We start from the raw sequence: 22,489 nt of genomic DNA, 5'->3' as shown, positions 1-22,489 counted from the left end.
CGTCACCGGCTTCATGTTCGGAGCCCTGGGCCAGGTTATTGCCTTCGCCGTGGCTCTTACCCTCTTCATCCGCTCGATGCCTGCCCGTCGGCGGTGGGCAGCACACCGGGAGGCCGGTTGGACGACGGCGCAGTGCAGGGCCGATGACGCTCGCCGGTCGCGTGTGGAGCACACGCAGATGCTTAATGCCCGTCTACGCAAACTCGGGCTCCGCCCGGTTCCGCCCCCACTCCGTGGACGCCTCCGCCGCCCAAGAAACCGACCACAGTGAGCCGATTGTCGGTTGTGCTGTCGACCTCAAGCGGATCGAGAGGGTCAGTGACGACCGTGTCCGTTCTGGTGAAGACACAGGACTGCGGTCCGCTGGCGATTCACTGGGGCGTGACCAGCGCTAACCAGGACGAGATCGCAGCCAGCTCCATACCCGGGGCGACCTATGAGTTCGACGTCGGCTGGTTCAGCCGCACGTTCTTCAAGAACGGAATTCAATCGGCGCGGGATTATCGGCTCATCGGGTAACCCGCCCGAGCCCTGCGGGCGCCACTGGCGCTGGCTCGTGGCTATCATGGAGACCTTGAGTAATCCCATGCTGACGGCAGTCATCCATGTCTCAGATGCGCTGGATCCGGCTAGGGGAGACGCAGCGGATCGACACGAGAATCGGATCCATAGTGAACTACGCAGCACGGCAACTACGCGCTCAGCAACTGGTGCAGGAGATAGACCTCCCACGCCCCCTGAACTCGGAAATCCTGCACCACCATATGGAGCAGATCCGCACGAAGAAGATCGTCGTCGTGCAGGCGCCTCAGGGAATGCTTGACAGCGGAATCTGCGCGCTCTGGCTCGAGGTGGCCGGTGAAGAATTCGAGCGGATCTACTGCGCGCCAACAGACTCGGCCGTCCACCGGCAGCAGTTCGTGAATCATGAGTTCGGTCACATGATCCTCAATCACAAGAAGATGATCATGCCGGCCGACAGGGTCGCGCTTCTCGCACCCCTCATCCCGATGAACGCCATTGTCGCGGCGCTGTCCCGAAACAGCTTCACCGATGAGGAAGAGGCAATGGCGGAGGCTATCGGGGACGAGCTTGCGATGATCCTTCGGAAGGACGCCTCACAAAGCAGGCGCGGAGCCGAGACCGGATTCGGGCAGGTTCTCTGATGTTCGCTCTGATCGAATACGCGGTGCTCGCGGCTCTCTGGGGCACGACCCTGCTCCTCGTGCCGAGCGCGCTCCGCGGCAAACGGCGTCTGCTTTTCTGGTTCATGGTGGCCTTCGCGGTCACCATGTCGCTGATCACCGACGGCCCGTATGCATTCGTCGACGGACTCTTGGGCGGAGTCGACCTGACCTATTTCATCTTCCACGCGACAGCGATCGTCTGTGTGGCCCTGTTCGACTGCCTCATTCAGACGGCTGTCTCAAAGGACGGACTCACCTCAACCCGAAAGCGCTTTGCGTTGTGGGGAGTGACCGGACTCATCCTCGTTCAGGCTGCCCTCTTCTTCACCAGCGGCTGGGAGATTGACAACATCCAGTTCATCGGTCCTGGCAACTGGAGTCAGCTGGTCTACAGCTTCACGACCTGGATTGCGCTGATCGTCCTTGCGATCTCGACAATGGTCGCGTGCTCCACGGACTACAAACGCCAGTCGGACACAACGCTCAAGACGGCACTGGTGATCATCTTTGCCGGGTGCGCGGTCGTATCGCTCTACGTCGTCATTCAGATGGGTGTGGCGATCAACAGGGCGGCAGGTGGCACCCACGTCAGTGCGATAGTTGATTCCCTCTCTGTGGCTTGCCCGCTCCTTGCGCCCGTTCTGCTCTCGGTCGGTCTCGGTCTCCGTCTGCTGGTCGGAGTTTTCAGGAACCTGAGCGACGCAGGCACAAGCCGCTGGCTGCTGTGGAAGGTCACCCCGCTGTGGGAGCGGCTGCTGGCTGACCGACCTGAGCTCAGCATCGAAGCACCGACGTCACGGCTAGCGCTCTGTTTTCGGGGGAGCCACGCCTTGCACCTCCACCGCCGCTACGTCGAGGTTCGGGACTGTCTCCTTCTGCACCCCGACCAGTCACTCTCGGCTCGCGAAGTGAAGCTCATCCAGAGGATCGAACAGCATATTCGGCAGGCGTCAGATGCATCTCGCGGGACCACAAACGACTCGAGGACCGATGAGTACCAAAACGCCCAGTGAAGCGGGTGGGACAGGGACCCCACTGCCCACTCCACAACTGGAGCTTGCACGCAAGCTGAACCTGCTGCTCGACGTAGTGGTGGCCGAAGGAAACACCCCGTATACCTACCGCGAGATCGCCGCGGGTCTCAAAGCCAAGAAGGTTTCGCTCTCGAGGGCCCGATGGCAGTACATGGTCAGGGGGGAAGGCCCACTGGTCAGCGACGTCCTACTTCTCACCGAGATCGCAAATTTCTTCGGGATTGCACCCGAGTACCTGCTCGGGTCCGACGATGACCTGCCGGAGCGTATCGACTCTCAGTTGGAGTTGGTCCGCATGATCCGAGTCAAGCGAGTAATCAACTTCGCGGCCCGAACCCTCGGGGATACGTCACCAGAAGCACTTCGCGAGATCACGAAGCTTCTCGAGGACGGGTTGTCCGCCGGCTCAGACCTGACAGACGAATAGCACCAGCACCGTTCCGATAGAGGTAAGGTTAGACATGTCCAAGGGGGGACAAGGGCAGAGGTGCGCCGGGAGCCAGGGGACGGATTTTTGGGGGGCCGGCGCGCTTGTGACGGGTTTGAGGTGGATCACCTTCCATCCAAAAACGTCCCGCCGCGTGGGGGGACGCGGCGGGACGCACCGTGACCATCAGGGTGGGGGGACTCCTCAGGTCACGTACCAATTCTATGGGCGACCGCAGAAGCCTCTGGCCAAACTTCGTCGACGTCCAGCGTTGAGGAATCCCAGGATTCCGTGGCAAGCACTAAATCCTGCCGCCCGCCGCTCTATCGTTGGGGTATGAGTTCCGGCCCGTCTGTGCGCCTCGTCCTGCCGCACCAGCTCTTCGACCAGCACTTCGAGGCGGCCGGAGGGACCCTGTTCGTGCTCATCGAGCATGACCTACTCTTTCGCCAGTACCGGTTCCATTCCCACAAACTGGTCCTGCACCGTGCGTCGCTGGCCCGCTTCGCAGCCCGACTGCGCGAGCACGGGTACGAGGTTGTCGTTCTTCCAAGCGATACCGAGCGAAGCTCCCACGACCAACTGGCGGAGTGCATTCGGAAGCGCGAGCCGGCGCAGGTGACCTGGTTCGACGTTGTCGATGACTGGCTCGAGCAGGATCTGTTCGCCGGGCTCGCCGACGGCGGCTACCGGATGCGCCCGGGCGACGTGCTGGAGACGCCGAACTTCCTCACCGACCGGGTGCAGATCGATGACTGGTTCTCCCACAACGGCTCCCGCATGCAGGACTTCTACGTGTGGCAACGCCGCCGACTGGACATCCTGCTCGAGAACGGCAAGCCGGTCGGCGGGAAGTGGTCCTACGACGTCGACAACCGCAAGAAGCTGCCGCGCGGGTACACGCCCCACCCCGTCGGCCGTTTCGCCGGCCATCCCGTGCTTCGGCGGGAGGGCGTCTTCGACTTCGACGCGCTGGTGGACGACCCGGACACGGTCGAGGTGCCGGCCGAGGTCGACGCAGCGATCGCCTGGGTCAGCGCCGAGTTCCCGAATGCCCCGGGTGACCCGCACCTGTTCGCCTGGCCGACCAGCGCAGACGAAGCCCGGGAGCACCTGCAGGAGTTCGTCCGTGACCGCCTGAACGACTTCGGCCCGTACGAGGACGCGATCTCCGCAACGCATCCGTTCATCAATCACGGCCTGCTGACCGGCGCGTTGAATGTCGGGCTGCTGGACCCGCGAGACGTCGTTGACGCGGTGCTCGAGGGCGCCGATCACGGCACTCCCCTCGCGTCCCTGGAGGGGTTCGTGCGGCAAATGATCGGCTGGCGGGAGTACATGCGCGCCACCTACCGAACCCGCGGTCGCGAAATGCGGACCTCGAACCGGCTCGACCACCAGAGGGCCCTTGGCGACGGGTGGTGGGATGCGACCACCGGTCTCGCTCCCGTTGATCTGGTCATCTCGCGGGTGCTCGACACCGGATATGCCCACCACATCGAGCGGCTGATGGTGCTCGGCAACGCGATGTCGCTGCTGCGCATCCACCCCGATGCGGTCTACGAATGGTTCATGGAGATGTTCATCGACGCCTACGACTGGGTGATGGTCCCTAACGTCTACGCGATGAGCCAATTCGCCGCGGGCGACGAGATCACCACCAAGCCCTATGTGTCTGGCAGCAACTACCTGCGAAAAATGTCAGACCTGCCCGCCGGCGAGTGGATGGCCGATTGGGACGGGTTGTACTGGACGTTCATCGACGACCATCGCGAGGTCTTCGCAGCGAACCCGCGCACGCGAATGGTCGTCTCCCTGCTGGGCAACATGGACCCGGGCACCTGGGACGGCCATCGGCGCCGCGCTCAGGCGCTGCTCGGCCTCGGGCACAACACGGCGTTGCTGAAGGCGATCGTCGGAGGGACGTCCCGGTAGGGGCGGGGCGAGCGCATCCACCCGCCCCGCCGGTTGGTCAGATCAGGCCGCGTCCCACGCCACCTCCACATCCAGCACCCAGGTGACCCCGAAGCGGTCGGTGAGCATCCCGTACAGCGGTGACCACTGTGACGTCGCGAGGGGCTCGACGACGGTGGCGCCTTCGGCCAGCTTCTCCCAGTAGCCGGTGATCGCCGCCGCATCCGTGCCGCGGACGGAGACGAACACGGGGATCGTGCCCGGCGCGTAGGCCTTGGCGGACGGCACGTCGTACGCCATGATGCGGAAGCCGTCGTGGGAGGTGACCGAGCCGAAGAGGATCTGGTCGGCCTCGGCGGGGTCGGTCGCCCGGTGGGCATCCGCGTAACTGATGGCGACCAGCCGGCCATCGAAGACACTCTGATAGAACTCCAGAGCGGCTCGGGCATCGCCGCGGAAGTTGAGGTGAGTGGTCGTGTGAATGGTCATGTCTGCTCCTAGATTCGAGGGTGTTCGCCGGGCTCGTCCCGGATACCTGTCATGGTCACACCAGTAGAGGACAGATTCGGTCCTCTACTGCGCCTAGAGTGAAAAACATGACGTCGACTACTTCACGGCTGCTGCTGTTGCTCTCGCTTCTCCAAACCCGGCGGGACTGGCCCGGTGCCCTCCTCGCCGATCGGCTCGAGATCAGCCACCGCACGGTGCGCCGGGACGTCGACCGCCTGCGCGAGATGGGCTACAGCATCCACGCCATGAAGGGACCGGACGGCGGCTACAGGCTGGACGCCGGCACCGAACTGCCACCGCTCCTGTTCGACGACGACCAGGTCATTGCCCTGACCGTGGCGCTCCAGGCCGCCACCGCGACCGGGGCCGGCATCGAAGAGGCCGCCGTGCGAGCGCTGACCACGATGCGGCAGGTGATGCCCGCCCGACTGCGTCACCGTCTGGACGCCCTCACCTTCACGACCATCCCGACCCGCGCCGGGGACGCCGTTACCGACCCGGTGTCCCCGGCTGTGCTCATCGCACTGTCCACCGGCATCCGCGCCCGTGAGGTGCTCCGTTTCGACTACGCGAGCCGGCAACCCGGCGACACAGATCCGACGCCGACGCCGCCGCGCCGGGTCGAACCCCATCACCTCGTCACCTCCAGCGGGCGCTGGTATCTCGTCGCCTGGGACCTCGACCGGGGAGACTGGCGGATCTTCCGCGCCGATCGGGTTGCGCCGCGCGCACCCACCGGGCCCCGGTTCACCCCGCGTGAGCTTCCCGGGAAAAACGCGCGCGACTACGTTTCGGCCCGATTCACGGGATCGGAACGGGCGAACAGTTGGCCCTGCCGGGGCACTGTGATCCTGGGGCTGCCCGCCACCGCGGTGCTGCCGTTCGCCGGCGACGGCATCCTCGAAGACCTCGGACCCGACCGCTGCCGCTACGAGGTCGGCTCCTGGTCGTGGGTGGCGCTGGCCGCATCGTTGGGCCGGTTCGACACCACCATCGAGGTCGTGGGCCCGCCCGAGCTTTCCGTGGCCTTCGGCCACCTCGCTGAGCGCTATGCCGTCACAGCTTCGGTATGAGGGCGCGGAGAAGTTCCCTGCGATCTGGTATTTCAGGAGGTCCTGGGAGTACGATACGGGGCATCGACATCCGGGGGGATACACATGAATAGCAGAGCATCGGTGGTCTACAGGCAGGGCACGATTGCGGCACTCGCCGTTGGCGTGCTGCTCGTAGCAGGATGTGCCGGCGAGTCCGCCGGCGAACAACCGGCCGGCGAGAAGCCGGCAGCCGGGGCGGCATCCACCGCTCCCACCGAGACACCGGTGCCGTCTGCCACGCCGGCGCCGGCCGAGCCGAACCTGGATGATCCGAGCTCATGGCTCATCGACTACACAGCCATCGGACCGCTGACTCTGCACGGGCAGCTGGCCGACCAAGCCGCCTCGACGACGGCGTTCACCACTACGGTCCAGGATGGCTGCCCGTGGGTGACCGCCCTCGACAAGGCCGACTTCCCGAGCATCTGGCTCCCGGACCCGGCGGGCACCGGAGTCACGGACCAGATCGTGCTGCAGGCCTGGGGGTCTGAGGCCACGGTCGCCGCCAATTCGCCGCAGACCAGCGCGGGAATCGGAATCGGTGCCACCCTGGACCAGGTCACGGCCGCCTACCCTGACATCGAGCAAAACGACGGCACGTACGCCCCGTACTACTCCCTGCCCGACGGCAGCGGACACTGGATCAACTTCGGGTTGAGCTCCGCCGGGCTGGTGGACACCATCGTCGTGCGCGACACTGCGCTCATGGACAGCGAGTACTGCGGCTAGCCGGAGCAGGTTGCCGGGGCGTCAGTCGAGCATCAGCCGCATGAGGATGCGGGGGAACCCGCCGGCTACGGAGTCGGTGTCGGCCGCCTTTGTGAAGCCGGCGCGCTCGAACATGGTTCTGGTGCCGACGTAGGCCATGGTGAGGTCCACCCGCTGTCCGTCGTTGTCCACGGGGTAACTCTCGACGCAGGGTGCGCCGGATGCTCGTGCGTAGTCGACGGCGCCGGCGATCAGCGCCGGCGTGACGCCCTGTTTGCGGTACCCCGGGCGCACTCGGAGGCACCACAGCGACCACACCGGCAGGTCGTCCAGGTGCGGGATCTTGCGTGAGGTGGCGAACGGGTGCAGCTCGGATCGCGGGGCGATGCCGGCCCAGCCGGCTACCTCACCGTCGAGGTGGGCGAGCACACCGGGGGCGAGCTTCCGGGCGCAGAGCTCCCGCACCTTGTCGGCTCTGGCGGCGCCAGTGAGAGCCCGGTTCTGCTTCGAGTCCAGGCGCCAGGAGAGGCACCAGCACACCGAGGATTCGGGTTTCTTCGGCGCGAACATGGTCGCCATCTCGTCGAAGTCGTGGGCCGGGCTCACGTCGATCGTCATCGTCCCCTCGTTCCTCGCTCCTCGTGTTGATGCTCAACGTGCATGCTCAGCGTGGACCCATCGTGGCACCGGCCACGGCGGCCGGGAAGAGCGGGCGAGGGCGTGGCAGTTGGGGGCGGAATGGGCGGGCGCCCACCGCGTGGCGACTCCGGGCGGACTCAGCTCTAGCGCAGGCTCGGGTCCAGCTCGGGCTCGATGGCGTCGATCTGCAGTGCTCCGTCGCCGGTGGACAGGGTCCATGCGGCGCTGATGTACTCTATCGCCGTCAGGTCGCCGGAGGCGAAGCCCACGTTGAAGCCGCCGACTAGCACGAGTCCTTCGTCGTCTGAACCGTCGAACAGGGTGGGTGCGCTCGCCCGCAGGCTGTCCTCGCTCAGGCTCGTGGTCCCGCGCTCGTCACGGATGGCCGCTTCCACGATGGCCGCATCGGTGGCGGCATAGTCGACGGTGACGGTCGTGCGGACCAGGAGCAGGGGAGTCTGTTGGTCCACGCTCAGGGTGCCGAAGATCTTGTCGACGCCGACGGCCGTGTTGGTGGCACGCGGACCGCCGTCCCTGGTGAGCGGCGACGGCAGACTCTGGGAAACGATGACCCCGGCCTCACTGAGCCCGAAGCTTGCCACCTGGGGTGTCAGGGCGGTGTGACCCGCAGGCGTGAACCACGGCGAGGCGCTCTCGAACCAGGCTGCGTCGGCGGTCGCGGAGTCGTCCAGGAGGGCAGAGTCCAGCCCTGCTTCCGTCACGTAGATGAGCGCCGCTCGCTGTGCGGTCTCGGCGTCTTCAATGGTGAAGCCGTACGTCGCCAGCGAGTCGAGATCGACGACCGCGGGGTCGAACTGGGCGCCGACTGACGCCGGGTCGAGTGTCGTGTGGCAGTAGCTGCCGGCGGCGTCCGTGACCTGTTCCTTAGCGATGACGTCGCCCCAGGGCCCCTGTCCGTCGGACTCTGGGCAGGCGCCGACGGCGGTGGGTACCGGTGTGGCCGGGGCCGGGGCGGCACTGGACGGAGCCTCCGCGGCGGGCGCCGAACCGGCGCAGCCGGTGAGGACCAGGACCGCCGAGACGAGGAGCGCGCCCGCGGCCGCTCGGTACTGAGCGCGAGGGGCGCCCACCCTCAGCACACCGGAATTCTGCTGGTACGCGTTGTCCCCGGTCAGATGGCGAAAAGTTTTCATCGTTGTTCCCCCTTACGCGAAGTCTAGCGAGGGTGCGCGGCAGGGGCGGTCAGCCGGCCGGCAGGTCGTGCCAGTCCACGGGCACACCGCATCACACAGGTCACCACGAGTGGGCGAGCGCGGCGCAACTGTTGCCCGTGCGGACATGTGCGCCCGGTGCGCCGGGCGCAGATGTCCGCTTCGGGAACAGTTGGTGGGCCGGGTGGGGCGGGCATCGGTGGGCGGAAGCGGGCGGGGTGGGCCGGGCGGGCATCGGTGGGCCGGGCGGCGGGGCTACTCGCCGGAGAGGGCCAGGTTGACGAAGGCGCGCACGGCCGCTGAGGCCCGGCGCTTGCGGGAGGCGGCGAGGTAGACGGTGAAGTCGGGCACGTGCGCCACCGGGATGCGCCGCACGTTGAGGGCGTCGTGCGCGGCGAACTCGGGCAGCAGCGCCACACCGAGGCCGTTGGTCACATATTCGGCGGCGGTGCCGATGTCGGAGACCTCGATCATCACCCGCCGCTCCACCCCGGCGGCGACAAAGGCATCGTCCACGATCTGCCGGCTCGCGTAACCCGGCGGCAGATCGATGAACTCCTCGTCGCCGACGTCGGCCAGGTCCACGCCGGCGGCTCCGGCCAGCGGATGCCCCGCGGGCACCACGAGGACCATCGGGGAGGACGCGATCGGCACCGCCGACAGCGTCGCTGGCACCGCTCCGCTGAGCGCCAGGAAGGCCAGGTCCAGCTCGCCGCTGGCCAGCTCGTCGACGAGATCGGCCGAGCCGCGCCGCGCCGCGCGCAGCCGCACCCCCACACCCGGGTGCCCGGTGCGGAAGAGCCCGAGCAGCCGGGGCACGTTCACGAGCGTCACCGACGTCATCAGGCCGATCACGATGGAGCCGGTGATGGCCTGGGTGGACTGCTGGGCGACATCCCGCACCTCGTTGACGGCGTCGAGGGCGCCGCGCACCTTGGGCAGCAGCAGTTCACCGGTAGAGGTGAGCCGGATCTGCCGGCGGCTGCGGTCGAACAGTTCCACGCCGAGCTCGCTCTCGAGCGAACGCACCCCGGCCGACACCGCGGACTGCGCGATGGTGAGCCGCTCGGCCGCCCGGGTGAAGTTGAGCTCGCCGGCGACGGCGCTGAAGAATTCAAGCTGCCTGAGATCCATGCCACCCATCCTCCCACGTCTCATCTGAGAAGCAGATGATTGGCATCCGGTATCGGCGTTGTTCTATATCGGTCGATCGGGCAGGCTGGAACGAGACGCCGGTTCACACCACGGCGTCACCCGCACTACAGGAGGCACGGCATGGCTCAGAATTCAACGGTCCCGGACGAGTCGGTCGACGGCACCGCCTTCGGCTCCGCAGCACTCGGCTCGCCCCGCCGGGCCGGCGACCGCGTCGTCGAATGCCTCGAGGCCTACGGCGTCAAGTGGATCTTCGGCGTCCCCGGTGCGAAGATCGACCCCGTCTACGACGCCCTCCTCGACGGCGGTCCGCAGCTGATCGTGGTGCGCCACGAACAGAACGCCGCCTTCATGGCCGCCGCCGTCGGCCGGCTCACCGGCGAACCCGGCGTCGTGCTGGTCACCAGCGGACCCGGCACCGCCAACCTCGCCACGGGCCTGCTCACCGCCACCACCGAAGGTGACCCCCTGGTCGCGATCTGCGGCGCGGTTTCCCGCGGAGACAGGCTCAAGCGCACCCACCAGTCGATGGATGCCGTCGGCATGCTTTCCGCCGTCACCAAGTCTGCCGGCGAGGTGAGCGTCGCCGACAACGTGCCGGAGGCCATCGCCAACGCGTTCCGCCAAGCCACCCAGGAGCCCAAGGGCGCCGCGGCCGTGGTGTTGCCCTACGACGTTCTCACCGACTCCACCACTGTGTCGATGACCACCCCGCACTGGGTCCCTCAGCTCGGCGCGGCCCCGGCCGCCAGCATCAGCCAGGCCGCCCAGCTGCTCAAGGACGCCCAGTTCCCGGTGATCCTCGCCGGTGCCCGCGCCGGCTCCGACCGGGCCGTCGCCGCGCTGCACCGCCTGCTCGGCGCTGCCGCGCTGCCCGTCGTGGAGACCTTCCAGGCCGCCGGCGTGATCTCCCACGACCTGGAGGAGCACTACCTCGGCCGGGTCGGCCTGTTCCGCAACCAGCCCGGGGACGTTCTGCTGCACAAGGCCGACCTGATCCTGGCCATCGGCTACGACTTCGTCGAATACGAACCCGCCAAGTGGAACAAGGATCACCTGCGCCGCATCATCCACCTGGACGAGCTGTCGGCCGACCTTGACGACTATTACCGGCCCACCGTGGAACTGCGCGGTGACGTGGCCGAGACGATGGATGCGCTCGCCAGCCAGATCGATGGCCTCACCCTGTCGGCATCCGCCTCGGCGGTCGTCGCCACCGAGCGCGCCCGCCTGGCCGAGGCCGACCAGCCCGTCCATCGTGACGACGAGTCGGAGGGCGTGCACCCCGCCGAGCTGACCCTGGCGATGCGGGCCCTGCTGCCCGACGACACCACGGTGCTCTGCGATGTGGGTTCGCACTACATCTACATGGCCCGGCACTTCCGCACCTACCACCCGCGCACCCTGCTGTTCTCGAACGGCCAGCAAACTCTTGGTGTGGCACTGCCCTGGGCGATCGCCGCGACGCTGGTGCGCCCCGGCACCCCGGTGGTCTCGGTGTCCGGTGACGGCGGGTTCCTCTACTCCGCCATGGAGCTGGAGACCGCGGTGCGGCTCGGCTCCAAATTCACCCACATCATCTTCAACGACGGCACCTACGACATGGTCGCCTTCCAGCAGCAGGGCAAGTACGGCCGCACCTCCGGCGTGCAGCTCGGCGACTACGACGCCGTGAAGTACGCCGAGTCGTTCGGCGCCCACGGTTACCGGGTCACCCACCTCGACGACTTCGCCGCGGTGCTCGAGCAGGCCATGAACGACGACGGCCCGAGCATCATCGACGTGCGGGTGGACTACCGCAACAATCGCGATGAGCTGATGGCCGACCTGGAAAGCGACGTGCTGCTGTGACCAACATCACCGTGTCCAGGCACGAGATCTTCCAGACCAGCCTGATGAGCGCGCTGCTCGACGGTGTCTACGAGGGTGAGATGACGGTGCGCGACCTGCTCGGCCACGGCAGCTTCGGCATCGGCACGTTCAACGGCCTCGACGGGGAGATGCTCATCGTCGACGGCAAGTGCTATCAGCTGCGCGCCGACGGCGGGGTGACCAAGCCCGACCTGGGCGCGTACACCCCGTACGCCGTGGTGACGAACTTCGTGCCGCACATCGAGAGCCGGCTGCCCGACAATATCGTGCGCGCCGAGGCATCCGCGTTCATCGACCACATGACGGCATCCGAGAACTACATGTACGCGCTGCGTATCGACGGCGACTTCGAGTGGATCCGGATGCGCACCGTCGTGAAGCAGCAGAAGCCGTACCGGCCGATGGTGGAGGCGACCGACGAAGATGCCATCGTCGAGCTGCACAACGTGTCCGGCTCCCTGGTCGGCTTCCGCACCCCGCTCTACGAGCAGGGCATCGGCGTGCCCGGCTGCCACACCCACTTCATCACCGACGACCGCACCGGCGGTGGCCACGTGCTCGACTTCAAGCTCAAGAGCGGCAGCGCGGCGCTCTGCCTGGGCACCGACCTGCGCCTGCAGCTGCCGCTGACGGACGCGTTCCGCGACGCCAACCTGTCGCCGGACGACCTCGCCCGGCAGCTGGCCAAGACCGAGCAGCACGCCTGACTCGCGCGTCGCGGCGCCCGCCGGGGTCGCTCCAGAGGCCCCGGCGCAGGCGACGCGGTGGCGGGAATCGAACCCGCGTAGACAGCTTTGCAGGCTGCTCCCTGGCACCTGTCCCTGTCGGTGGCCCGGCGCTACCGTAGGGGCATGGCAACAGGAACCCCCGCCGACCGCACCGACCACCAGGCCGCCAACGACGAGGTGCGCGCCTTCGTCGACGCCGTCCCCGGCGCCACCCGGCGGCGGGATGCCGAGACCCTCTTGACGATGTTCGGGCGCATCACGGGGGAGCCGGCACGGTTGTGGTACTCGTCGATCATCGGCTTCGGTCAGTACCACTACAAGTACGAGAGCGGGCGGGAGGGCGACGCGGGCGCGGCGGGCTTCTCACCACGCAAGGCGTCGATGTCGATCTACTTTCCCGACGGACTGGGCACCTACACCGACGAGCTCGCTCGGCTCGGACCGCACAAGGCCGCACTGAGCTGCCTGTATGTCACCAACCTCGACAAGGTCGACCTGGACGTGCTCGAGCAGATGGTCACGACGTCGTATCGCGCGGTGACCGCAGGCGAGTACTTCGGGCACCGGGCTCGGGAGTCGGAGGGCGGCCGCGCCGACCCCCACCGGCCGGAGTAGCTTGCTCGCCGCGAGATGCCGAAAAATGCCCCTGAGGAGGCATCCAAGGGGCATTTCGCGGCAACTCGCGGGCCGTCAGTGGCCGCGCGCGATCCAGTCGGGCAGGTCGGGGGCCTCGGCGCCGATCGAGGTCGACTCGCCGTGGCCGGTGTTCACGACGGTCTGGGCGGGCAGGGTCAGCAGCTTCGTCGTGATCGACTCGATGATGGTCGGGAAGTCGCTGTACGACCGTCCGGTCGCGCCCGGCCCGCCGTGGAAGAGGGTGTCCCCGCTGAACAGCGTGTCGAACGCGGGCGCGTAGAAGCACACCGAGCCGGGGGAGTGACCCGGCGTGTGGATGACCTGCAGCTCGATCCCGGCCACCTCGATGGTGTCGCCGTCGGCGAGCTCGCGGTTCGGCGCGGCATCCGGGTAGACGACGTCCCAGAGCATGCGGTCGTCCGGATTCAGGTAGACCGGTGCGTCCGTGGCTGCAGCCACTGCACCGGCCGCGCCGATGTGGTCGTTGTGCGCGTGGGTGCTCAGGATGCCGAGCAGTCGGCGCTCGCCGACCGCCGCGAGGATCGCCTCGGCGTCATGGGCGGCGTCGATGACGACACACTCGGTGTCATCGCCGACGATCCAGACGTTGTTCTCCAACGCCCAGCTGCCGCCGTCCAGGTCGAAGGTGCCCTCGGTGACGAGGTGCTCGATGCGCGCGCCCATCAGAGCACCACCACCGAACGCAGCACGTCGCCGGACGCCATCTTGGCGAACGCCGCCTCGATCTGATCGATGCGGATGCGTTCGCTGACGAACTCCGCCAGCGGCAGACGTCCCTGCAGGTAGAGCTCGGTGAGCATCGGGAAGTCCCGCTCCGGCAGGCAATCGCCGTACCAGGAGGACTTCAGCGAGCCACCGCGGCCGAACACATCGGCAAGGGGGATCTCGAGCATCATCTCCGGTGTCGGCACGCCGACCAGCACCACGGTGCCGGCAAGGTCGCGGGCGTAGAACGCCTGCCGCCAGGTCTCCGGGCGACCGACGGCGTCGATGACGACATCGGCGCCGAAGCCGCCGGTGAGCGCCTGCACGGCTGCGACCACGCCGTCTTCGTCGAGCCCGGCGGAGTCGATGGTGTGGGTGGCGCCGAACTCGGTGGCCTTGGCCAGCTTCTTGGCGTCACGGTCGATCGCGATGATGGTGCTCGCGCCGGCCAGCTTCGCGCCGACCACAGCGGCGTCGCCGACACCACCGCAACCGATCACGGCCACGGAATCGCCGGCGGCGACGTTGCCGGTGTTCATGGCGGCGCCGATGCCGGCCATGATGCCGCAGCCCAGCAGCCCGACCGCGGCGGGGTCGGCCTCCGGGTTGACCTTGGTGCACTGACGTTCGTGCACGAGGGTCTTCTCGGCGAACGCGCCGATACCCAGTGCCGGGCTGAGCTCGGTGCCATCGATCAGGGTCATCTTCTGGCTGGCGTTGAAGGTGTTGAAGCAGTACCAGGGTTCGGCGCGCTTGCAGGCCCGGCAGTCGCCGCAGACGGCCCGCCAGTTGAGCACCACGAAGTCGCCGACGGCCACGTGGGTGACGCCGGCGCCGATGATGCTCACCCGGCCGGCGGCCTCGTGGCCGAGCAGGAACGGGAAGTCGTCGCTGATGCCGCCCTCCTTATAGTGGAAGTCGGTGTGACAGACTCCGCAGGTATCGATGTCGACGACGACCTCACCGGGTCCGGGGTCGGGGATGACGATGTCGGTGAGCTCCACGGGAGCCCCCTTCGAACGGGCGATCGCGCCTTGAACGGTGATGGGCATGGAGCTCCTCGTGAGTTGCCGGGGCAGCCGATGTGGCAGACCTCCAACCTAGCGAAGCATCCTGACCGGGCGCTGGCCGGCGGGTCGCTCAGCGGGTGGCTCGCGACCAGTCCAGCAGTTTCTCGACCGGCCAGGTGTTGACGATCCGCTCGGCGGGCACCCCGTTCGCCGCGGCGCGTTCGGCGCCGTAGGCCAGGAAGTCCAGGTGCCCGGGGGCATGGGCGTCGCTGTCGATGCTGAACAGACAGCCGGCCGCGAGGGCCTGAGCCATGAGGTCGTCCGGCGGGTCCTGGCGTTCCGGCCGGGAGTTGATCTCGACCGCCACGGCGTTCTCGGCGCACGCGGCGAACACCCGCTCGGCGTCGAAGCTCGACGGCGGCCGGGTGCCGCGCGACCCTGTCACGAGACGACCGGTGCAGTGGCCGAGCACGGTGGTGTGCGGGTTGCGGATGCCGGCGAGCATCCGCGGGGTCATGCTCAGCGAGTCGGCGCGCAGCTTGGAGTGCACGCTGGCCACGACGACATCCAGCCGGGCCAGCAGCGCCGGGTCCTGGTCGAGCTCGCCGTTCTCGAGGATGTCGACCTCGATGCCGCTGAGCAGCCTGACCGGGTCGGGCGAGGATCCCGCGTCTGCGTTGATGTCGGCGACCACACCGAGCTGCTGCATCAGCCGGTCCGCGGTCAGGCCGTGGGCGACCGTGAGGCTCGGCGAATGGTCGGTCAGCGTCAGGTACTCCCGGCCCAGCATCCGCGCCGTGGTTACCATGAGTTCGATGGACGTGGTGCCGTCCGACCAGTCACTGTGCGTGTGCAGGTCGCCGCGAACCACCGCGAGCAGCTCGCGGCCGCCGGTGGCCACAGGGTCTGTGCCGCTCCGTCGCAGGTTGTCCAGGTAGTCGGGCAGGCCGTACAGCGACTGGGAGATCACCTCGGCCGTGCGGCCGCCGATACCCTTCATCGCCCGCAGCCGGCCGTCGTGCACCCGATCGGCGAGCTCCACCGGGTCGAGGTCGCTGATGAGCGAGGCGGCTCGTCGGAACGCCTGCACCTTGAAGGTCGGGGCGAGGCCTCGTTCCAGCCAGAAGGCGATCTCGCTGAGGGCATCCACGGCATCCATGAAGCCATGATCGGCCCGAACCGGCAGAAACGGGAGCCCGCCCGGCGACGAAACCGGAGTCAGACTACGTCAAAGTGGGCGACCGTGAGTTCGCGATCGATGAGGAAGGAGTCGTCCTGCGGATAGAAGACCGCCAGCTCGATGTCCTCGCCGGCGAAGGCGACGATATCGGCGTAAGCGCGCCAGAACGAGATCGTGCGCACCTCGCACCGACCGTCGCGCAGGTCGCGGAACACCATCGCGGCGCCGAGATTGCCCCGGGTGGACCTGTAATCGGCGAGCCCGGTGCGTTCCATGTAGGCCGTGTATGAGGCGCGGTCGGACGGTCTGATCCACCCGGTCCAACTGCGCATCACGCTGCCAGCGGGGATATCGAACATGACGGCTCCTGTCCGCCGGATTCGCGCCGGCTCTCGCCATGCTGGCAGCGCGATCTGCCGCTGCCAACCCGAGTCGGCCGTCCAGCGAATCTGTGTCGACGGTGCGAGAATGCTCTGATGACGCTGCACATCACCGGCGATACCGCCGCAGACGCCCTACTCAGTGACGACCCGTTCGCGCTCCTGCTCGGCATGTTGCTCGATCAGCAGATCGCCATGGAGGCAGCCTTTGCGGGACCGGCGAAGATCCGGGACCGGATCGGCACCCTCGACCCGTCGGTGATCGCCGGATACAACCCCGATGAATTCGCCGCGATCTTCAAGCAGACCCCGGCCGTGCACCGTTTCCCGGGCTCCATGGCCACCCGGGTGCAGACGATAGCGGAGGTCGTCGCCCAAGACTGGAACGGTGACGCCGCCGCCATCTGGACCGCCCCCGGTTCCGACGGGGCCGCCCCCGACGGCACCGAGGTGCTGCGCCGCCTCAAGGCACTGCCCGGCTTCGGTGAGCAGAAGGCCAAGATTTTCCTGGCGCTGCTCGGCAAACGGCTCGGCGTCACCGCAGCCGGCTGGCGCGAAGCATCCGCCCCGTACGGCGAGGACGGCTCGCTGCGGTCGGTGGCCGACATCGTCGACCCGGAATCGCTCGCCAGGGTGCGCGAGAGCAAACGGGCCGCGAAGGCCGCCGCGAAGGAATCCGCGGGCAGGTAACAGGGCCAGCCGTCAGGCCAGCTCCGCACGACGGATGTGTGCGGTGCTGGCGTGCGTCACCGCCCAGTCCAGCGCGTAGTCGGCGACGGCCTCCCAGCCGGGTTCCCCGCAGGTCCAGTGCGACCGACCGGGAAACTCGTGGAACTGGGTCAGCGCCGCGGACTTGCGGTAGTGGTCGGCGTTGGACTTGTTCACCGACGCGGGCATGATGTGGTCCGCGCCGCCGGCGATGAACAGCAGCGGGGCCCGGTCGTCGAACGCGTAATCCACCCAGGTTTCTTGCTTGCCCGGCTTGAAGTTGGCGATCAACCCATATGCCCACACCCAGTTGCCCGGTGCGGGGATGTGGTAACGCTCGTACACGGCGTCGGAGTCTTCTCGGCTCAGCGTGTTGGCGAAGACGTAGTGGAACTGCTCTGCCGTGTACCCGACAGCCCGGTGGTAGTTGGCCGGGTTGTTGAGGATCGGGAAGAACGACCGGATCTGCGACGGCGGGGTGACCCGCACTCCCTCCGTCGGCGCCGAGTTGATGGCGACGGATGCCGCGCCCAACCCCCGGGCGGTGAGGAGCTGGGTGAGGGTGCCACCAAAGGAGTGGCCCATGAGTATCGGGGGAGTCTCGAGCGCGCCGATGACTGCAGCGAGGTGATCGACGGTCTCGGGCACGGTCAGGTCCGCGATGATCTCGGGGTTCTCGCGCAGGGCCTCGACCTCGATCTCGAAGCCCGGATAGGTGGGGGTGATCACCCGATAGCCCTTGGCCTCGTAGTAAGGAACCCAGAGTTCCCAGCTTCGGGGCGTCATCCAGAGCCCGTGGATGAGCACGATGGTGTCGGGGGATGCCGGTTCGCTGGTCATGATTGTCCCTTCGGGAGCCGATTGAGGTGGGGCCGGAGGTGCCAGATGGCGTAGATGGAGTGAATCTAGTCCGGTGTGCCGGGGCGTTCAAGGCGGCCCGCGCAAGAACGGGCTCGGAGATGGCCGCGAGACAATGGACTGACGTGATCGAAGGAGCGTGCAGGTGGGTCCCCATTTCAGCGAGCAGGCGTTCGACTTTCTCGAGGAGCTCGAACACCGCAACAACCGTGAGTGGTTCGAGGAGCACAAGGGCGTTTACGAGTTTGAGCTGAAGGCCCGGATGCTCGAGGTGATCGAGGCGATCAACCTGCAGTTGGCGGGGTTCGCGCCCGACTATCTGCGGCCGGCGCCGAAGGCGATGCTGCGGATCTACCGCGATGTGCGGTTCTCGAACGACAAGACCCCGTACAAGACCCATCTGGCGGCGAACTGGCCCCGGCAGGGCCTGGAGAAGGCCGGCGGCGCCGGATTCTTCCTGCAGGTGGGGGTGCACGGCGTGATGGTGGCCGCCGGCGCCTACTCTCCGGGCTCGCCCCAGTTGCACGCGATCCGCGAGTACCTGCTCGACCACCATGACCAGATGCGCAGCCTGCTCGCCGACGCGTCGCTGGCCAGGCTGGCGGAGCCGTTGGCCGGCCGGCCGCTCATTCGCGGCCCCAAGGGTTTTCCCGCCGAGCATCCGGCCGCCGACCTGCTTCGCGTGCGCAGCTGGGCACTGTTCGCACAGCTGCCCGGGGAGTCTGCCCTCACGGACGGCTTCGTCGATACCGTCGTCGAACGGTTCAGGGTGCTGGCGCCCCTGGTTGACTTTCTCAACATTCCGCTGGCCAGTGCCACCCCCCTGGAGCTGGAGGCGGCCGCCGGACGACGCCGCGGCTGATTGTCGCCCACCGGCGCATCGGATGCACGAGAATGGGAGCGATGAGTGGTCGCGGCCGATCCGGTCCAACGGACCCTCGAAGGAGCTCCACAGTGAACGATCCCCGCGCCAAGATGGACGGCAACCGCCTCCTCGCCATGGGCGCCCCCCAGGCGGACTGGACGAAGGCGCCCGGCCGGGTGCCCGGCTTCTGGGTTGCCCTGCTCGGGCTCGTCGTCGCCGTGGTGTACCCGGTCCCGGCCTTGGTCATCGGCGCCGTCGGCTTCTACTTCACCATGCAGGCCTACAGGGTCATTCCCGCGGGAGCCAGAGGTCGAGGCCTCACCGTGGCGGCGCTGGCGCTGGCCGGAGCGACGCTCGCCGTCGTGGCGCTGCGGATCGTCCTCGCCCTGCTGCGCTGACCGCCCTGTTTCTGTGACCGCCCTGTTGCTGTGGCCGGCCCCTATGCCGGGCGACCGAGCAGGAGTTCTATGGGGGCATGACGGCAGGATCAAACGCCTCAGACCCCGCGCCGGCGCGGCCCCCGCTTGACACAGACTCCGCGTCCTTCGTGGTGCGGTCGACTCTGGTCGACTACGGGCAGGTCTATGCGGAGTTCAGCTGGGACCGGGTGCGACAGGTGCTGTCGGGGCTGCCGGACGGCCGGGGTGTCAACATCGCCCACGAAGCCGTGGACCGCCACGCTGCCGGAGCGCTCGCCGGACACGATGCGCTGCGGTTCGTGCGCACCGACGGCACCACTCACCCGCTCAGCTACGCCGAGCTCGCCGAACAAACCGGACGCTTCGCCAGTGTGCTGCAGCGGTTGGGAATCGAGCGGGCGGACAGGGTCTTCTCCCTCTGCGGACGCATACCCGAACTCTTCGTGGCCGCCTTGGGCACCCTCAAGAACGGCAGCGTGTTCTGCCCGATGTTCTCCGGCTTCGACCCCGAGCAGGGGCGGCAACGACTCAAGCGCGGCTCTGGGCGGGCGCTCGTGACCACCCGCGAGCTGTACCGAGAAACCGTCGCGCCGGTGCGGGCAGAACTGCCCGAGCTGGTGCAGGTCCTCCTCATCGATGCCGACGGAGAACCGGACCCCGGCACCGTCGACCTGGTCGCGCTGATGCGCGATGCCCCGCCGTACGGCGACATCGTGGCGATGCAGTCGGAGGACATGGCCATGCTCCACTTCACCAGCGGCACGACGGGTCCGCCCAAAGGTGTGGTGCACGTGCATGATGCCGTCGCCTCGCTCTATGTCGCCGGGCTCTACGCCCTCGGCCTGCACCCGAAGGACGTCTATTGGAGCACTGCGGACCCCGGCTGGGTCAGCGGCAATTCGCATGGCGTGATCACGCCGTTGGTCCACGGGGCGACAGTCTTGATCGTGGAGGGCGAGCCCGACGCCGAGCGCACCTACAGTGTGCTCGCCGACCAGCGGGTGACGGTCTGGTACACCACACCGTCAGTGCTCCGGATGCTCATGGCGGCCGGCCCCGCGCTCGCGGCCGCCCATGACCTCAGGGCGTTGCGCCATGTGGCCAGCGGTGGTGAACCGCTCGATGCCGAGGTCTTCGCCTGGGCCCAGGAGACGTTCGGGCGGCCGGTGCACGACACCTGGCGGCAGACCGAGACCGGTGGCATAATGCTCGCGAATTTCCCAGGCAGTCCGATTCGGCCCGGCGCGCTCGGCCGGCCGCTACCCGGGGTGAAGGCCGCCGTGCTGCTCACCGACGCCGACGGGCGGTTCGTGCGCGGGGACGACGGTGGGGTGGTGTTGGTCACCGAACCGGGTGCCATCGGCGAGCTCGCCTTTCGCGCCGACTGGCCGTCGATGTTCCGCGGCTACCTGCAGGACGACGCCCGGTACCGGCGGCGCTTCGTCGGAGGCTGGTACCTCACGGGCGACCTGGTGCGGCGGGACGCCGATGGCTACTACTGGTTCATCGGTCGAGGAGCAGACCCCGCCGAGCCCGCCCCCGGTCAGGGCGGGAGCGGTCGAGCACCGAACCCCAGGAGGTAGGCGTCGGCGCCGTCAAGGTCGGAGCCGTCAGCGCGGTAGCCGACGTAGCCGTCCCAACGCACCAGATACTGGGCCAGGCCGGATCGTCGGCGCGAGACGGCGGCGGCGCGTGGAGCGGCCGACCAGCGGGATCGCGGTGCGGACGGGGTCAGTTCCACGGTGAGCAGGTGCGCCCAGCGGGCCTGAAACTCCCGCACCCTTGCATCGGGCCACTCAGCGGCCGGCCCGCAGAGCAGCATCCGGAACACCGGCGGGCCCGGTGCCGCGCCGTGACCGGCGGCTGCGGTCCTGACGGAAGAAACCGGCACCGCGCCCATCCCGGGCTGGGGGAATCTCTCGCCCGGCCGCGGCCCCCGGTCGAGGCTGGGGACCCCGTCCACCGATAGCGAGCTGCGCCGGTAGTGGATGCCCAGTTCGGAGATCAGCCGGAAGCCGGTGCGGCGCGCCATCCGGCTGCGCAGCAGCAACGCGGCCACCGGCACGGCCGGGCCGGCCCGCAGGCCACGCAGCACCGGGTGCTGGCTGGTCGCCACCGTGAAGGCACGGTTGGTGCCGGCCAGCACCGAGCGGGCCACCGGCAGTCGTTCCTGCTCGTAGCTCCCGAGCAGCGCCGGGTCGGCGGCGCCCCGGCAGACCAGGGCGAGTTTCCAGCCGAGGTTCACGGCATCCTGGATGCCGGTGTTCATGCCCTGGGCGCCGGCCGGGCTGTGGATATGAGCCGCATCGCCGGCCAGGAACACCCGGCCGCGCGCGAAGGTATCGGCGAGCCGACTGCTGATGGTGAATTCGGTGAGCCAAACCGGGTCGTGCAGCACGATGGTGTCCCGGGTGTACCGGGTGACGGCCGCCTGCGCGAGGGCGAGGGTGACGGGGCCGGTGCGGCTGCCCGGCGGTAGCATCACCAGCAGCCGCCAGCCGGCCGGCGAGCCGAGAGGAAACAGGAACAGCGGACCGGCTCCGGACAGGTAGACGTGCACCCGGCCGGGTTCCAGACCGTCGGCCTCCAGATCGGCGAGGAGGAAGCGCTGCGGGAAGGCTCGACCGGAGAAACCGATGCCGGCCAGGTGCCGGGTCGCGCTATGCGCGCCGTCACAGCCCACCACATAGCGGGTGCGTACCGTCCTGGGCGGCACGCCGGGGGAGTCGAGGGTGCAGGTGACCCCGTCATCGTCCTGACTCAGGCCCGTCAGGGTGAGACCCCGGCGGATGCCGACGCCCGCGCTGGCCAGGCGGTCGACGAGTACTCGTTCGGTGCCGGCCTGAGAGAGGAACAGCAGGAACGGGAAGCGCGTGTCACCGATTGCTTCGTCGAGCAGTGCCTCGTCGAGCAGTGCCTCGTCGAACAGTGCCTCGTCGAACAGGGACACGGCATGAGCGGGCGCAGCGCTCAGGCTGCCGCGGCGGCGGCGGCGTCCGCGCCCGTGCAGCAACAGCGTCCCGGTCGGGTTGCCGGCGCTCACGAGGTCGTCCGCGAGGCCGTTGCGGGCGAGGACCTCGAGGGTGCGTGCCTGGATAGCCAGCGCGCGGGATTCGTGCGCTGCATCCGCTGCCCTGTCGACGATCATCGCGGTGACCCCGTGGGTGTGCAGCTCTCGGGCGAGGGCGAGCCCGGTGGGCCCGGCGCCCACGATCAGGACATCGGCGTCGAATATTGTGCCGGTGCCGATCCGGTTTCCGGCCATGT

24 protein-coding genes are annotated in these 22,489 nt (G+C 68.0%); 14 read left to right on the top strand and 10 right to left on the bottom strand.

Annotation, left to right across the window (positions count from 1 at the left end; genetic code table 11):
* Positions 1 to 318: 318 nt before the first annotated feature.
* The 5 genes from E3O60_RS18800 to E3O60_RS02145 all read left to right on the top strand — a co-directional run bounded on the left by E3O60_RS18800 (position 319) and on the right by E3O60_RS02145 (position 4,583).
* Positions 319 to 519: a hypothetical protein gene (locus tag E3O60_RS18800; protein WP_240632404.1), complete on the top strand. Its 201-nt coding sequence runs from the start codon at positions 319 to 321 to the stop codon at positions 517 to 519.
* A gap of 152 nt (positions 520 to 671) precedes the next feature.
* A complete protein-coding gene (locus E3O60_RS02160) occupies positions 672 to 1,166 on the top strand; it encodes a hypothetical protein (protein ID WP_133159859.1) in 495 nt (164 codons plus the stop codon).
* Positions 1,166 to 2,200 (top strand): DUF6545 domain-containing protein, encoded by a 1,035-nt coding sequence (locus E3O60_RS02155; protein WP_088455583.1) that lies wholly within the window; start codon positions 1,166 to 1,168, stop codon positions 2,198 to 2,200. The genes E3O60_RS02160 and E3O60_RS02155 overlap by 1 nt, the downstream gene beginning before the upstream one ends.
* Positions 2,178 to 2,648 carry a hypothetical protein gene (locus E3O60_RS02150; protein WP_088455584.1) on the top strand — a complete coding sequence of 157 codons (471 nt, stop codon included), beginning with the start codon at positions 2,178 to 2,180 and terminating at the stop codon, positions 2,646 to 2,648. The genes E3O60_RS02155 and E3O60_RS02150 overlap by 23 nt, the downstream gene beginning before the upstream one ends.
* Before the next feature lie 336 nt (positions 2,649 to 2,984).
* Positions 2,985 to 4,583 (top strand): cryptochrome/photolyase family protein, encoded by a 1,599-nt coding sequence (locus E3O60_RS02145; RefSeq protein ID WP_134497039.1) that lies wholly within the window; start codon positions 2,985 to 2,987, stop codon positions 4,581 to 4,583.
* Between the two features lie 42 nt (positions 4,584 to 4,625).
* On the opposite strand, the gene E3O60_RS02140 is transcribed toward E3O60_RS02145, so the two are convergent.
* Positions 4,626 to 5,051, bottom strand: a complete 426-nt coding sequence (locus E3O60_RS02140; protein ID WP_134497037.1) for a VOC family protein — start codon at positions 5,049 to 5,051, stop codon at positions 4,626 to 4,628.
* A 107-nt stretch (positions 5,052 to 5,158) separates the two neighbouring features.
* Here E3O60_RS02140 and E3O60_RS02135 point away from each other — a divergent pair, with 107 nt between their 5' ends.
* Entirely contained in the window at positions 5,159 to 6,145 is a 987-nt protein-coding gene (locus tag E3O60_RS02135) for a YafY family protein (protein ID WP_088455587.1), read from the top strand.
* Between the two features lie 84 nt (positions 6,146 to 6,229).
* The gene (locus E3O60_RS02130; protein ID WP_134497035.1) at positions 6,230 to 6,895 is read left to right on the top strand and encodes a hypothetical protein; all 666 of its coding nucleotides are present in this window, start codon (positions 6,230 to 6,232) and stop codon (positions 6,893 to 6,895) included.
* 21 nt (positions 6,896 to 6,916) lie between these two features.
* Here E3O60_RS02130 and E3O60_RS02125 read toward each other — a convergent pair whose 3' ends face one another.
* From E3O60_RS02125 to E3O60_RS02115, 3 genes are all read right to left on the bottom strand, one after another.
* Positions 6,917 to 7,492 (bottom strand): GNAT family N-acetyltransferase, encoded by a 576-nt coding sequence (locus E3O60_RS02125; protein WP_134497033.1) that lies wholly within the window; start codon positions 7,490 to 7,492, stop codon positions 6,917 to 6,919.
* A gap of 164 nt (positions 7,493 to 7,656) precedes the next feature.
* The gene (locus tag E3O60_RS02120) at positions 7,657 to 8,667 is read right to left on the bottom strand and encodes a hypothetical protein (protein WP_088455590.1); all 1,011 of its coding nucleotides are present in this window, start codon (positions 8,665 to 8,667) and stop codon (positions 7,657 to 7,659) included.
* Positions 8,668 to 8,940: 273 nt separating this feature from the next.
* Positions 8,941 to 9,819, bottom strand: a complete 879-nt coding sequence (locus E3O60_RS02115) for a LysR family transcriptional regulator (protein ID WP_088455591.1) — start codon at positions 9,817 to 9,819, stop codon at positions 8,941 to 8,943.
* A 141-nt stretch (positions 9,820 to 9,960) separates the two neighbouring features.
* On the opposite strand from E3O60_RS02115, the gene alsS reads away from it, so the two are divergent.
* The 3 genes from alsS to E3O60_RS02100 all read left to right on the top strand — a co-directional run bounded on the left by alsS (position 9,961) and on the right by E3O60_RS02100 (position 13,055).
* Entirely contained in the window at positions 9,961 to 11,691 is a 1,731-nt protein-coding gene (gene alsS, locus E3O60_RS02110) for an acetolactate synthase AlsS (protein ID WP_088455592.1), read from the top strand.
* Positions 11,688 to 12,419, top strand: coding sequence for an acetolactate decarboxylase (gene budA / locus E3O60_RS02105; protein ID WP_240632405.1), 732 nt, complete (start codon positions 11,688 to 11,690; stop codon positions 12,417 to 12,419). Before alsS ends, budA begins: the two co-directional genes overlap by 4 nt.
* Positions 12,420 to 12,563: 144 nt before the next feature.
* Complete coding sequence (locus E3O60_RS02100) at positions 12,564 to 13,055, top strand: DUF1801 domain-containing protein (RefSeq protein WP_134497031.1); 492 nt, start codon at positions 12,564 to 12,566, stop codon at positions 13,053 to 13,055.
* Between the two features lie 75 nt (positions 13,056 to 13,130).
* On the opposite strand, the gene E3O60_RS02095 is transcribed toward E3O60_RS02100, so the two are convergent.
* From E3O60_RS02095 to E3O60_RS02080, 4 genes are all read right to left on the bottom strand, one after another.
* Entirely contained in the window at positions 13,131 to 13,760 is a 630-nt protein-coding gene (locus E3O60_RS02095) for an MBL fold metallo-hydrolase (protein WP_174845045.1), read from the bottom strand.
* Positions 13,760 to 14,854: an S-(hydroxymethyl)mycothiol dehydrogenase gene (locus E3O60_RS02090; protein WP_134409513.1), complete on the bottom strand. Its 1,095-nt coding sequence runs from the start codon at positions 14,852 to 14,854 to the stop codon at positions 13,760 to 13,762. Before E3O60_RS02090 ends, E3O60_RS02095 begins: the two co-directional genes overlap by 1 nt.
* A gap of 88 nt (positions 14,855 to 14,942) precedes the next feature.
* Positions 14,943 to 15,971 (bottom strand): PHP domain-containing protein, encoded by a 1,029-nt coding sequence (locus E3O60_RS02085; protein ID WP_134497029.1) that lies wholly within the window; start codon positions 15,969 to 15,971, stop codon positions 14,943 to 14,945.
* Between the two features lie 59 nt (positions 15,972 to 16,030).
* Positions 16,031 to 16,351 (bottom strand): hypothetical protein, encoded by a 321-nt coding sequence (locus E3O60_RS02080; RefSeq protein WP_240632406.1) that lies wholly within the window; start codon positions 16,349 to 16,351, stop codon positions 16,031 to 16,033.
* Between the two features lie 117 nt (positions 16,352 to 16,468).
* Here E3O60_RS02080 and E3O60_RS02075 point away from each other — a divergent pair, with 117 nt between their 5' ends.
* On the top strand, positions 16,469 to 17,062 hold the full coding sequence (locus E3O60_RS02075; RefSeq protein ID WP_088455596.1) for an HhH-GPD-type base excision DNA repair protein: 594 nt from the start codon (positions 16,469 to 16,471) through the stop codon (positions 17,060 to 17,062).
* 12 nt (positions 17,063 to 17,074) lie between these two features.
* Here E3O60_RS02075 and E3O60_RS02070 read toward each other — a convergent pair whose 3' ends face one another.
* Positions 17,075 to 17,920, bottom strand: coding sequence for an alpha/beta hydrolase (locus tag E3O60_RS02070; protein ID WP_088455597.1), 846 nt, complete (start codon positions 17,918 to 17,920; stop codon positions 17,075 to 17,077).
* 163 nt (positions 17,921 to 18,083) lie between these two features.
* Between E3O60_RS02070 and E3O60_RS02065 the strand changes: the two genes are divergently transcribed.
* From E3O60_RS02065 to E3O60_RS02055, 3 genes are all read left to right on the top strand, one after another.
* Entirely contained in the window at positions 18,084 to 18,800 is a 717-nt protein-coding gene (locus E3O60_RS02065) for a DUF2461 domain-containing protein (protein WP_088455598.1), read from the top strand.
* 92 nt (positions 18,801 to 18,892) lie between these two features.
* Complete coding sequence (locus E3O60_RS02060; protein WP_134497027.1) at positions 18,893 to 19,201, top strand: hypothetical protein; 309 nt, start codon at positions 18,893 to 18,895, stop codon at positions 19,199 to 19,201.
* A gap of 77 nt (positions 19,202 to 19,278) precedes the next feature.
* Complete coding sequence (locus E3O60_RS02055) at positions 19,279 to 20,805, top strand: AMP-binding protein (protein WP_134497025.1); 1,527 nt, start codon at positions 19,279 to 19,281, stop codon at positions 20,803 to 20,805.
* Here the strand turns inward: E3O60_RS02055 and E3O60_RS02050 are convergent.
* Complete coding sequence (locus tag E3O60_RS02050; RefSeq protein ID WP_134497023.1) at positions 20,766 to 22,487, bottom strand: FAD-dependent oxidoreductase; 1,722 nt, start codon at positions 22,485 to 22,487, stop codon at positions 20,766 to 20,768. The genes E3O60_RS02055 and E3O60_RS02050 overlap by 40 nt on opposite strands.
* Positions 22,488 to 22,489: the final 2 nt, after the last annotated feature.

This window comes from Cryobacterium sp. TMB1-7, from assembly GCF_004402435.1.
GTDB classification, from domain to species: Bacteria; Actinomycetota; Actinomycetes; order Actinomycetales; family Microbacteriaceae; genus Cryobacterium; species Cryobacterium zongtaii.
This window is presented reverse-complemented; position numbering and strand designations above follow the sequence as displayed.